The organism is Rhodococcus sp. DN22 (assembly GCF_036669995.1).
GTDB lineage: Bacteria > Actinomycetota > Actinomycetes > Mycobacteriales > Mycobacteriaceae > Rhodococcus_F > Rhodococcus_F erythropolis.
Window position 1 is genome coordinate 6,442,181 of the sequence record NZ_CP133326.1, and the last position, 11,791, is coordinate 6,453,971.

Consider the following 11,791-nt stretch of genomic DNA (forward strand, 5'->3'; position numbering starts at 1 on the left):
CAAGGCGTCACCACCGATCGTCTTGCAGCCGGCATCGTTGCGGCCGGAATGTTGTGGTGACGAATGCCCGTACGAACCTACCCGATTTGGTAGCGGATTGTTAACTGTACGAACGATCAGGAAGGCTCGTACGCCGCGGCGCTGTATTCCGCTCGGGTCCTACGCTGCTGCGAAGTCCATTTCGCGATCACCCCTTGCGAGGGGCTGAACAGGTACACCAGAGCGAACACGATGCCCTGCGTCATGACGACCATGCCACCGGAAGCCGTGTCGAGGTAGTAGCTGACGTAGATACCGGTAATCGCGCAGACTGCGGAAACGACGGGAGCTATCACCAGCATCCGCGAAAACTTGTCGGTGAGGAGGTAGGCCGTCGCGCCGGGGATGATCAGCATCGCCACCACCAGCACGACGCCGACGGCTTGCAACGCCACAACGGACGTGAGTGCGAGGACGCCGAGTAGCAGCGCACCCAGGCGCTTGGGCGAAAGACCTATCGCGTTCGCATGGATCGGGTCGAAGGCGAACAACGTCAGATCACGACGCTTGATCAACAGAATGCTCAACGCCAACGCGCCGAGTATCGCGACCTGCAGAAGATCGGACGAGCTCACCCCCAGCAGGTTGCCGAAAATGATGTGGTTGAGATCGGTCTGGCTGGGGGTCACCGAGATGAGAACCAAACCGAACGCAAAGAGAGTCGTGAAGACGATACCGATCGCGGCGTCTTCCTTGACGCGACTGGTGTTACGGATCAGTCCGATCAGCGCTACGGCGATCAACCCGAAGATCAAGGCCCCGATGGCAAATGGTGCGCCGACGACGTAAGCGAGGACAACACCCGGCAGCACGGCGTGCGAGACGGCGTCGCCCATCAACGACCACCCGATGAGCACCAACCAACAACTGAGCACCGCGCAGACAACCGCTGCCACAACCGCAACGGCCAACGCTCGCACCATGAATCCGTACTGGAGAGGATCAAGTAGCAGTTCTACGAGGTTCATCGATCAGGTCCTGTCCATCACGTCGAGACCGAAAGCCAGGGCGAGGTTTTCCGGTTGCAGCACGGTGTCCGGGTCGGAATGCACCAGGACCTTGCGCATGAGCAGTACCGCCTCGTCGCAGAGTTTCGGCACAGCGTGGAGATCGTGGGTCGAGACCAAGATCGACCGGCCGTCGGAAGCCAACTCTCGTAGCAGCGTAGAAATCGTTGCCTCGGAACGCTTGTCGACGCCCGCAAACGGCTCGTCCAGCAACAGTATCGACGCGTCCTGCGCGATGCCGCGTGCGACGAACGCGCGCTTCTTCTGACCACCCGAGAGCTGACCGATCTGACGATCCGCAAATTCGGTGAGTTCCACCCGCTCGAGGGCCTCTGCCACCGCCTCGCGATCTGCACGCCGCGGACGTCGCAAGAATCCGAGGTGACCGTACCTGCCCATCATCACGACGTCACGGACGCTGATCGGGAAGGTCCAGTCGACGTCTTCACTCTGCGGCACGTATCCGACGCGGCCGCTCTTGCGCGCAGCGGCTGCGTCGAGACCGGCGATTCTGACAGAACCGTTGTCCGGCTTGATCATCCCCATGATCACTTTGAACAGAGTCGACTTTCCTGAACCGTTCATGCCGATCAGTCCGCAGACGCTACCCGAGTTCAACGTCAGATCGACGTGGTCCAGTGCGTGGACCTCGCCGTAGTGAACGCTGACGTTTTCGACGCGAATGGCTTCGTTCATGATTTACCGCCGGTCAGACCGCCGAGGATGACGTCGGTGTCGTGGCGAATCATGTCCAGATAGGTGGGCACGGGACCGTCGGCTTCGGACAGCGAATCGACGTACAGCGTTCCGCCGAACTTCGCGCCGGTCGCCCCGACAACCTGCTGCATGGGGGCATCCGAGACCGTCGACTCGCAGAAGACGGCGGGAACGGAATTGGCTCGGACGAAGTCGATCGCGGCGATGATCTGCTGCGGCGTCGCCTGCTGCTCGGCATTGACCGGCCAGATGTACGCCTCGCTGAGTCCCGCGTCCCTGGCCAGATAGGAGAACGCACCCTCGCAACTGACAAGTGCGCGCTGACCTGCGGGCAATGCCGCCAGGCCACTGACCAGGCCGTCCTGCACTGCTTGCAGTTCCGTCTTGTACTTCGCGCCGTTCTCCGCAAATGCCGAGGCGTTGTCCGGGTCGAGGTCGCTGAAAGCAGTCACCATGTTGTCGACGTAGATCTGCGTATTCAACGGAGACATCCATGCATGCGGATTGGGCTTGCCCGCATACGCGTCGCCGGCGATCGGAATGCCTTCGACGCCGTCGCTGACCACGACGTGTGGCACGTCCAGTCCGTTGACGAATTTCGCGAACCACGCCTCGAGGTTCATGCCGTTGTCGAGGATCAGATCGGCTTCGCTCGCCCGCCGAATGTCTCCGGGCGTCGGCTCGTAGCCGTGAATTTCGGCCCCCGCCTTGGTGATCGACTCGACGCGAAGATGATCGCCGGCAACGTTCTGGGCGATGTCCGACAGCACGGTGAACGTGGTGAGCACCACCGGGCGGTCGTCGTCGGAGCCAGAACTCACCGCAGAACAGCTGGACAGAAGCAGGGCGGCGAGGGCGGCAATTCCCAGGCGGCGGAAGTTCTTCGCGTCGCGTGTCGTCATGGTCGAACTCTAATATGTGGGTAAACAAATACACAAGTTCGTATCGCCGAACAATCTCCACTCGATAGGCTCGGGCCATGCGTCCTACTGCCTTGATCACCGGTTCCAGTCGCGGCCTCGGAGCTGCCATCGCACGCGAACTGGCGCCGACACACAACCTGCTGCTCGGTGCACGATCCGCGCAGGCCCTCGAGCCGATCTGCGCCGAACTGCCCGGATCGACGCCTCTACCCCTCGACCTCACGGACTACGACGCCGTCGCCGCCGCCTCGTCCATCACGACGCTCGACGTGCTGGTACACAACGCCGGCGTGGCCGACATCGGAACCATCGAGGAATCCTCGGTCGATCAGTGGCGACGCACCCTAGAGGCAAACGTCATCGCCGTCGCCGAACTCACGCGGGTTCTCCTGCCCGCGCTTCGTGCGGCTGGAGGTCACGTCGTGCTGATCAATTCGGGTGCCGGACTGCGCGCCAACGCCGGTTGGGGCTCGTATGCGGCCAGCAAGTTCGCCCTGCGCGCTTTCGGAGATGCGTTGCGCCTGGAAGAGCCGGCACTTCGGGTCACCTCCATTCACCCCGGACGGATCGACACCGACATGCAGCGCGACATCGTCGCGGGTGAGGGCGACGAGTACGACCCGGAGCGCTTCCTGAAAGCCTCCACTGTGGCGCGTGCCGTACTCACTGCCGTCGAAACACCGTCCGACGCACACCCCACGGAGATCGTGCTTCGACCTACCGGCCGGTAAATCCCCAGTTCGGCGGTAACGGAATGGTGACGATGGCCATCCGGATATCGCTTTTCCGGGCACTGGCCCGATACTGACATCAGTTGTCGGACAAAGAGACTGGACTTGTCTCAGGAGTTCATCGAGAGGTGGTGTGCGATGCATGATCATACGGATACATGGGGGATCCCCAGCCAGACTTTCCTTCAGTGGTACCTGGTGGCGGCTGCCGTCGCGATCGGACTCTCGCTGTACAGCCGAATGACTGCGCGCCGGTCACCGGTGGTCGTCGACTCGGTCCGTCGGCCGCTCACTCCTCCTGAGATCGGTGCCTTGACCAGTGACTACCAAGCGGTGCTGGCGTCGATGGCTATTCTGCGTAGCGCCGAGCTGATCAGCACCGAAGGCAAAACCAAGCTGGCACTCACTGCGGAGGACAAGAATCGTCTCGACTGGTTCACCCGTACGGTGCACAAGCGGCTCGGCAACGGAAAAGTCCCGCTGCGGCAGGTGCGTCTGATGGGGCGGCTGAACGTCGCACTCGCACAACTACGTACGACGTTGATCGACGAGGGATATTTGCAACGCCAGCAGGACGGTCTGACCGCTGCCCTTCGGACCGTTCCGATCGTGGCGGTCATTGCTCTCGGCGTAGTCCGTCTCGTCGCCGGAATCGCCGGCGGTAAGCCGGTCGGGTTCCTGCTCCTCACCATCATCGTTCTCGCTCTGATGATTCCACTTCTTCGCATCAAGCGTCGTCGGACAGCTTTGGGAGACAGCGAGCTTCGACGCCTCAAGCACGAAAACTCGTACCTCTCACCGAAACTGCGGCCCGCGTACACGAGCTACGGTCCCTCGCTCGCCGGGCTGTCGGCGGCGCTCTTCGGTGCGGGCGCTCTGGTTCTGATCGATCCGGCGCTGGCGGGAGCGGTAGCTGCGGGCGCCGCGTACAGCCCGGGTGGCGGAAGTTCGAGCTACTACAGTTGTGGCTCCTCATCCGGATCATCCGGCTCGGACGGCGGTGGCGGCAGTGGGAGCAGTTGCGGCGGCGGGGGGTGTGGGGGATGAGCACGCATGCAGCCGACACCTGGGGGATCCCCAGCGAGGATTTCCTCTACGGCTACATAGCCGTTTCGGCCACGCTCATGGTTCTCACTCTGGGGTGGCGTCTGATGATCCGGGCACGCCGGCACGGGTACTCAACCGAGCACGGGTATTCCGCCGAGCAACTGACGCCTCCGGAAGTCGGAATGCTCACCGGCGAGTCACGCGCCATCGCAGCATCATTGGCAATCCTGCGTAGCGCTGACCTGATCACCACCGACGGCGCTGTCCTGCGCCCGTTGGGCCCTGGCGACGAGACCCTGGACTGGTACACCCTCACCGTGTACCAGCGCCTGGCCCAGCAGGCTCTACCCCATCGTCGGCGCCAACTCGCCGAGCGTATGACGGTGGAAACAGCTCGCCTACGAAACTCTTTGGCGGACCGGGGATACCTGACCTCCGACAGCGCCAGGCGTTCAATCTTTCTCTCCACAGTTCCGCTGAAGATCCTGGTGGCCGTGGGTATCGTCCGCATTGCTTTCGGACTGCACAACGACAAGCCCGTCGAGTTTCTGATTCTCGCCGTACTCGTCACCGGGTTCAGTATCCCGCTGCTCGGGCTCAACTTCGATCGAACCACCTCTGGCAAGGCGGCACGTTCGGAACTGACCACGGCACACGCCTACCTGTCCCCGCGCAACAAGCCCGCCTTCTCCGCCTACGGACCGCGTTTGGCGGGAATGTCCGCTGCTCTCTTCGCCGGTTCGGCGATGCTGATGATCAATCCCGCCTTGGCCTCCGCCGCCGGAATCGGTGCCGACGGCAGCGGAAGTAGCGGGGGTTCGGACGGTGGCGGTTCAGGCGGGGGAGGCAGCAGCTGCAGCGGGGGCGGCGGATGTGGCGGCGGCGGCGGTGGATGCGGGGGATAGCCGCGCCCGGGCGAGCATAAGCGCTGCGGCCTCGGTAGTGATGCCACGTTCCTCGCTCAACGAGTACACCTCGTCCAAGGTTCGACCGATCCCGCGGGTTCGTTCGACGACGTAGTCTTCGTTCCACCCCAGGACTTCTCGCCCCACGAGGTGAAAGGCTCCGCCTGCGTTCGCGACGAAATCAGGGGCACAGAGAACCCCGCGGTCTCGCAGAACCTCACCGGCAGCGGCATCGGTCAAGATGTTGTTTGCTGCGCCCGCCACGGCCAGAGTCGGAATCGACGCAGCCGCAGCGAAATCGATGATGCCTCCCATCGCGCAGGGGGCAAAGAGGTCACACGGTGTTCGGAGGACCTCGCCGGCAGGAACGACCGTGTGCCCCGCGAGAGAAGCCGCCTCGAGGCGCTGCGGGTCCGTATCGGCAACCAGCAGACGTGCGCCAGCCTGCGCTGCGAGACGGACGACGTCGCCGCCGACGGCGCCGAGCCCCTGTACCAGTACCGTTCGGCCGTCGAGTGTTCCGAGTCCTCGGCGACGCGCCGTGGCCTTCATCGCTTCGAACACACCCAGAGCGGTGGCGTGCGCGCTGGAACCGGCGCCACCCTTGTCAACCGAACGCCCGAAGACGTATCTGGTGGTGCGACTGAGCTGATCCATGTCGGAAGAGTTGGTGTTGACGTCGGGACCGGTCCAGTAGTTTCCTTCGAGCTTGTCGATGTTCTCGGCGTGGATGCCGAGGATACGAGACCAGGTTGCGGCGTCGATCTGATTGCGCGGTGCTGGCAGTGCGATCACCGACTTCCCGCCACCCATCGGCAGGTCGGAGACAGCCATCTTCAAAGTCATTGCACCGGCGAGCTTCCCGGCGTCCGCCAGAGCGTGGCCGATCGAGGGATAGTGAGCGGCCCGCGTGCCACCCGACGCCGGTCCCAGACGGGTGGAGTCGATTCGAATCACGAAAGTCGTACCGGTCTCCCGATCATGGCGTGTGACGGTCAGTTCACCGTCCCAGCGCAGTTCGTCGTCGATACTCATTGAATCTCCTTTTCTGTCTCCGGGTCAGTTGTGGGCGTGCAGTGGTGTTCCCGCGAGTGCGAGCATGGCCTCGCCCAACGCTTCGTTCTGACTGGGGTGCGCGTGGATGAAACGCCCCACTTCATCGGGAAGTGCTTCCCAGGCAACGGCCAACTGCGCCTCACCGATCAGTTCGCCGACGCGGTCTCCCACCAGGTGAACTCCGACAACAGGGCCTTTCGTTCCGCTTCGAATCACTTTGATTCCACCGGTAGTTCGCAGGATCTGACTCTTGCCGTTACCTGCCAGGTCGTAGATGACGGTGGAGACGTCGGTGTGCTGCGTGCGCGCCGCCTCTTCGTCGAGTCCGACCGATGCAACTTCGGGATGTGAGTACGTCACGCGAGAAATCAGATGTTCGGCGACCGGTATCGGATCCTTGCCGGCAATCTGTTCGGCCACAAAGATTCCCTGCTGGAAGCCTCGGTGCGCCAATGCAAGACCGGGCACGATGTCACCGACCGCGTACACACCGTCCACGGACGCGCGAAGGCGTTCGTCGGTGACGACAAACCCCTTGTCGAGGTTGATTCCGTTTTCTGCGAAACCGCTACCGTCCGTGCGGGGTCCGCGGCCGACGGCGACCAACAGTAGGTCGGTGTCGAATATCGTTCCGTCGCCCAGTTCGACGCGGACCGAATCGGCTGCTTCTTTCGCGGAAGCAACCTTTGTGTCTGTCTTACAGACGATTCCACGTTTCCGGTATGCCCGCTCCAGCTGCTTCGACGACCACGGATCCTCGGCGGCGATCAGTCGGGGGAGTGCCTCGACGATCGTTACTTCGGCGCCGAACGAGCGCCAGAGGCTTGCGAACTCGACGCCGATGACACCGCCACCGAGTACCGTTGCGCTGGTGGGCACCCGGTCGAGTTCGAGTGCCTGGTCGCTGGTGACGATCCGTCGGCCGAGTTCGATGCCGGGGAGTTCCCGCGGATACGAGCCGGTGGCCAGAACGAGTGCTGTTCCGGTGTAGCGGGTTCCGTCGACGTCGATGCTTCGCCCACCGACATACGTCCCGTATCCGTTGACGATGGTGATCTTGTGTTGCGCCAACAAGCCTTGCAGACCGCTGTACAGCCGCTCGACTGTCCCGTTCTTGTAGTCGTGCACCTGCGCGACGTCGATGCCGGCAAAAGATGCCCGGACACCGAATTGCTCACTGGTGCGTGCCGAATCGGCCACCTCGGCGGAATGCAGCAGTGCCTTGGTCGGGATGCATCCGCGGTGCAGGCACGTTCCGCCGACCTTGTCCGCTTCGATCAGCGTGACCGACAATCCGAGTTGAGCGGCGCGGATGGCGCAGGCATAGCCGCCCGATCCTCCACCGAGGATCACGACGTCGCTGTGGGGTTCTGCAGTTGTCATCAGAGCCTTCCCAGGACGCGGATCGGGTTCTCGATGTAGTCACCGAACAGCCTGAGGAATCCGCCGGCCTCGCCCCCGTCACAGACGCGGTGGTCGAAGCTCAACGAGATCTGAGTGACCTTACGAACGGTCAACTCGCCGTTCACGACCCACGGCTTGTCGATGATGCGTCCGATCCCCAGAATTGCCGCCTCGGGGTGATTGATGATCGGAGTCGATCCGTCGACCCCGAATACCCCGTAGTTGTTGAGCGTGAACGTGCCGCCGGTCAGGCGGGCGGGTTCGAGCTTGCCGTCGCGGGCAAGGTCGGTGGTCACCCGAAGTGCCTGTGCGAGTTCGGCAGTGCTCAGCGAATCGGCATTACGAATGACCGGTACCATCAATCCCTTCGGTGTCTGCGCGGCGATCCCCAGGTGGGTGCGGGCGTGTCGAACGATCTCGCCTCGAGCAGTATCGACCGACGAGTTCAGTTCGGGGTACTGCGCCAACGCCGCGATGGTCAGCCGAGCCAGGAGCGCCATCAGGCTGATCTTGTCGGAATCGGGCAGTGACTTGTTGATCACGGCACGCGCCGCCAACAGTTCGGTGGCGTCGACGTCAACCCAGGTTGTTGCGTCCGGGATCTCACGGCGGCTGGTGGACAGCTTGTCGGCCACCACCTTGCGTAGTCCCTTGATCGGGATGCGTTGGTCGCTCACGTGCGACGTTTCCGTCTCCGGGCCGGTGTTCGACCCGGCCTCGACGTCAGCACGCGTTATCACCCCGCCGGCACCCGACCCGGAGAGCAAGGACAGGTCGATATCGTTGTCAAAGGCCAGTTTACGAACGATCGGCGAGATCACGCGTACCGACGGAGCCGCTCTGCGACGGCGCAGAGGAGCATCCTCGCTGGTGCCGTAGCCGATCAGGACGTTGCCCGAACCGGCGCGTTCCTCTTCGCGGTAGCGCTCGTGGTTGGCCGAAACGACCGCGTCGACACTCTCGCCACCACTCACAGTGATCAACGGAGTGCCCACCTTCAGGGTGTCTCCGCCCTTGCCGTGTAGTTCGATCACGGTCCCGGCGAACGGGATGGGCACATCCACAGCAGCTTTCGCAGTTTCCACCTCGACGACGATCTGATCGATGGTGACCACGTCGCCTACCTTGACGTGCCACTCCGCGATGTCGGCCTCCGCCAGTCCTTCGCCGAGGTCGGGGAGCATGAAAACCTGATTGCTCATGCCGTCACCGCCCAACGGGTGTCCGGGGCGTCGTTCCACTGCAGACGGTCGACGGCGTCCAGGACCCGGTCGATGCTGGGCAGGTGGTGACGCTCGAGCTTGGGAGCGGGGTAGGGGATGTCGAAGCCGCTGACCCGGAGCACCGGGGCATGGAGATGGTGGAAACACCGTTCCTGCACGCGGGCAGCAATTTCTGCACCCACACCGGCAAAACCCTGCGCTTCCTGGATAACGATGCAGCGTCCGGTCTTTCGCACCGATGCGGTGACCGTCTCGTCGTCGAACGGCACTATCGAGCGGATGTCGATCACCTCGATGTCCCGGCCCTCGGCTGCAGCGGCCTCGGCGGACCTCAGTGCAACGTCCACGGACGGACCGTAGGCGATGAGCGTCGCGTCACGACCGGGGCGCCGGACGACGGCGCGACCGATCGGCTCACGTGCGGTCAGTTCGACATCTGCTCGCGCGAAGTACAGCTTCTTGGGCTCGAGGAAGATCACGGGGTCGGGGTCCTCGATTGCCGAACGTAGCAGCGAGTACGCATCTTCCACCGTGGACGGGGCTACAACCTTCAGTCCGGGTGTGTGCGCGTAGTAGCCCTCACTGGAATCACAGTGATGCTCCACCCCGCCGATACCGCCGGCAAAAGCAACACGAATGACTATCGGAATCGACAGCGTGCCCTTGGTGCGGTTGCGGATCTTCGCGACATGGGAGGCGATCTGCTCGAACGCCGGATAGGCAAACGCGTCGAACTGCATTTCCACGACCGGACGAAAACCGGCCATGGCCATGCCGATTGCGAATCCGATGATGCCGGACTCGGCGAGGGGGGTGTCGAAGCATCGGTCGTCGCCGAAGTCGCGGGTGAGGCCGTCGGTGACGCGGAAGACGCCGCCGAGGGTGCCGACGTCCTCACCGAAGACGACAACGTTGTCGTCCGCGGCCAGAGAGTCGCGTAGCGCGGTGTTGAGGGCCTGAGCCATCGTGAGCATGGGCATGGTCAGTGTCCCCCTGTGTCAGCGGCTTCGGCGGCAAGTTCGGTTTCGAGTTGGGCTTGTTGCTCTCGCAATTGCGGTGTCTGCTCGGCGAAGACGTACCGGAACAGATCGAGCGGATCGTGCGGGCGGTCGACGTTCATGCCGGCGCGCAGTGTGGCGGCCGCGGTTTCTGCCTCTGCAGTCAGCGATTCCACGAACGCGTCGTCGATCAGATCGTGTGCGCGCAGATACTTTTCGAGACGCGGCAACGGATCTCGCCCGAGCCAGGCTTCCACCTCGGCGCTGTCGCGGTAGCGGGTGGCGTCGTCGGCATTGGTGTGTGCGTCGATGCGATAAGTGTGTGCCTCGACGATCACCGGTCCGTTTCCGCTGCGGACGAAGCGTGCCGCCTCGTCCATGACGGCCAGCATCGCAACGGGATCGTTGCCGTCGACCTGCTCGCTGCCGATCCCGTAGCCGACGCCCTTGTGCGCCAACGTCGGTGCTGCGCTTTGGCGCGACAGTGGCACGCTGATCGCAAATCCGTTGTTCTGCACCAGAAAGATCACCGGCGCCTTGAAGACGGCGGCGAAGTTCAGCGCCTCGTGGAAATCGCCCTCACTGGTGGCGCCGTCACCACAGAGCGCCAAGGCGACGGTGTTCAAGCCCCGTCGAGACTCCCCGTAGGCCACCCCCGCTGCATGCAGCAATTGCGTTGCCAGCGGGGTGCACTGCGGCGCACTGCGCAGTGCGACCGGGTCGTATCCGCAGTGCCAGTCGCCGGCGAGCATGCTCAGAATCTGCACCGGATCGACACCCCGGGCGGCCAACGCCATCGAATCCCGGTAGGTGGGGAAGAGCCAGTCACTCGGCTCCAGACTCATCGCTGCCGCGATCTGACATGCCTCCTGCCCTCGCGAGGACGGATACACGGCCAGGCGCCCCTGTTTGGTCAGCGCCGTAGCCTGCTGGTCGAAACGCCTGCCCAGGAACATCTTTCGACACATCGCGATCAGGCGATCGTCGCTCGGTTTTGCGTAGCGGGCCTCGCTGCGCGTCAGTTCTCCGGCAGGGTCGAGGTACTGCACCGCAGAATCGGCCGGCAGGAACTTCTGATACCGCAGTTCCCCCAAGGGCTCGACAAGTGTCACTTCTACCTCCAGAAGACGTTGTGTCCATCAGTATTCGCACTTCGGCGACGTAATGGCAGCGAGCGTCGAGGATTCAAGACAAACGGCCTATCATGAGGATTCGGGCAGCAATATGTCCATCAACCGACTCGACTACCGAACCAGGAATGGACAGATGGCCACCGAACCGCACGCTCTCGATGCGATCGACCGTCGCATCATCGCCGAACTGGTCGCAGACAGTCGCATCTCCATGCGTGCACTGGCCGAGAAGGCGCACATATCCCGCGCTCACGCCTACGTCCGCATCGAAAGGCTCGAGGACGCCGGAATCATCACCGGATTCACGACGCGGATCGCCCACGAGAAGGCCGGACTCGGCTCCTCGGCATACGTGGCACTCTCGATCAGGCAGCACTCGTGGCGAGGTCTGGCGGCGTCCTTGAAGGCCCTGCCGTTTGTCGAGCACTTCTCCCTCCTCGGCGGCGACTTCGACGTTCTGGTGCTGGTCCGTGCCCCGGACAACCAGGAACTACGCCACACCGTTCTCGAAGAACTCCAGGGACTCGACGGGGTTCTCTCGACCAAAACGTGGCTGATCTTCGAAGAAGGCAACGGTCCGGGACCCAACTGGTTGCCCGGCTGATCCG

General features: G+C 63.1%; 12 protein-coding genes. 4 read left to right on the plus strand and 8 right to left on the minus strand.

The window, feature by feature from the left end:
• Positions 1-116: 116 nt before the first annotated feature.
• From RA302_RS29720 to RA302_RS29730, 3 genes are read right to left on the minus strand one after another with little or no spacing between them, the layout of a single operon-like run.
• Positions 117-1,007: a metal ABC transporter permease gene (locus tag RA302_RS29720; protein WP_030537455.1), complete on the minus strand. Its 891-nt coding sequence runs from the start codon at positions 1,005-1,007 to the stop codon at positions 117-119.
• A gap of 3 nt (positions 1,008-1,010) precedes the next feature.
• A complete protein-coding gene (locus RA302_RS29725; RefSeq protein ID WP_030537456.1) occupies positions 1,011-1,742 on the minus strand; it encodes a metal ABC transporter ATP-binding protein in 732 nt (243 codons plus the stop codon).
• Entirely contained in the window at positions 1,739-2,665 is a 927-nt protein-coding gene (locus RA302_RS29730; protein WP_030537457.1) for a metal ABC transporter substrate-binding protein, read from the minus strand. Before RA302_RS29730 ends, RA302_RS29725 begins: the two co-directional genes overlap by 4 nt.
• 77 nt (positions 2,666-2,742) lie before the next feature.
• Between RA302_RS29730 and RA302_RS29735 the strand changes: the two genes are divergently transcribed.
• The 3 genes from RA302_RS29735 (at position 2,743) to RA302_RS29745 (ending at position 5,369) form a co-directional block, all read left to right on the plus strand.
• Complete coding sequence (locus tag RA302_RS29735) at positions 2,743-3,417, plus strand: SDR family oxidoreductase (RefSeq protein ID WP_030537458.1); 675 nt, start codon at positions 2,743-2,745, stop codon at positions 3,415-3,417.
• A gap of 138 nt (positions 3,418-3,555) precedes the next feature.
• Positions 3,556-4,464 carry a TIGR04222 domain-containing membrane protein gene (locus RA302_RS29740; RefSeq protein WP_030537459.1) on the plus strand — a complete coding sequence of 303 codons (909 nt, stop codon included), beginning with the start codon at positions 3,556-3,558 and terminating at the stop codon, positions 4,462-4,464.
• Positions 4,461-5,369 carry a TIGR04222 domain-containing membrane protein gene (locus RA302_RS29745; protein WP_030537460.1) on the plus strand — a complete coding sequence of 303 codons (909 nt, stop codon included), beginning with the start codon at positions 4,461-4,463 and terminating at the stop codon, positions 5,367-5,369. The genes RA302_RS29740 and RA302_RS29745 overlap by 4 nt, the downstream gene beginning before the upstream one ends.
• On the opposite strand, the gene RA302_RS29750 is transcribed toward RA302_RS29745, so the two are convergent.
• The 5 genes from RA302_RS29750 to pdhA are packed head-to-tail and all read right to left on the minus strand — an operon-like array spanning position 5,298 to position 11,162.
• On the minus strand, positions 5,298-6,404 hold the full coding sequence (locus RA302_RS29750; protein WP_030537461.1) for a Glu/Leu/Phe/Val dehydrogenase dimerization domain-containing protein: 1,107 nt from the start codon (positions 6,402-6,404) through the stop codon (positions 5,298-5,300). The two genes, RA302_RS29745 and RA302_RS29750, sit on opposite strands and share 72 nt — an antisense overlap.
• A 24-nt stretch (positions 6,405-6,428) precedes the next feature.
• Positions 6,429-7,808: a dihydrolipoyl dehydrogenase gene (gene lpdA, locus RA302_RS29755; RefSeq protein ID WP_030537462.1), complete on the minus strand. Its 1,380-nt coding sequence runs from the start codon at positions 7,806-7,808 to the stop codon at positions 6,429-6,431.
• Positions 7,808-9,031 carry a dihydrolipoamide acetyltransferase family protein gene (locus tag RA302_RS29760; RefSeq protein WP_030537463.1) on the minus strand — a complete coding sequence of 408 codons (1,224 nt, stop codon included), beginning with the start codon at positions 9,029-9,031 and terminating at the stop codon, positions 7,808-7,810. The genes lpdA and RA302_RS29760 overlap by 1 nt, the downstream gene beginning before the upstream one ends.
• Positions 9,028-10,032, minus strand: coding sequence for an alpha-ketoacid dehydrogenase subunit beta (locus RA302_RS29765; RefSeq protein WP_030537464.1), 1,005 nt, complete (start codon positions 10,030-10,032; stop codon positions 9,028-9,030). Before RA302_RS29765 ends, RA302_RS29760 begins: the two co-directional genes overlap by 4 nt.
• A gap of 2 nt (positions 10,033-10,034) precedes the next feature.
• On the minus strand, positions 10,035-11,162 hold the full coding sequence (pdhA, locus tag RA302_RS29770; RefSeq protein WP_030537465.1) for a pyruvate dehydrogenase (acetyl-transferring) E1 component subunit alpha: 1,128 nt from the start codon (positions 11,160-11,162) through the stop codon (positions 10,035-10,037).
• A 154-nt stretch (positions 11,163-11,316) separates the two neighbouring features.
• On the opposite strand from pdhA, the gene RA302_RS29775 reads away from it, so the two are divergent.
• The gene (locus RA302_RS29775) at positions 11,317-11,787 is read left to right on the plus strand and encodes an Lrp/AsnC family transcriptional regulator (RefSeq protein WP_020971454.1); all 471 of its coding nucleotides are present in this window, start codon (positions 11,317-11,319) and stop codon (positions 11,785-11,787) included.
• Positions 11,788-11,791: the final 4 nt, after the last annotated feature.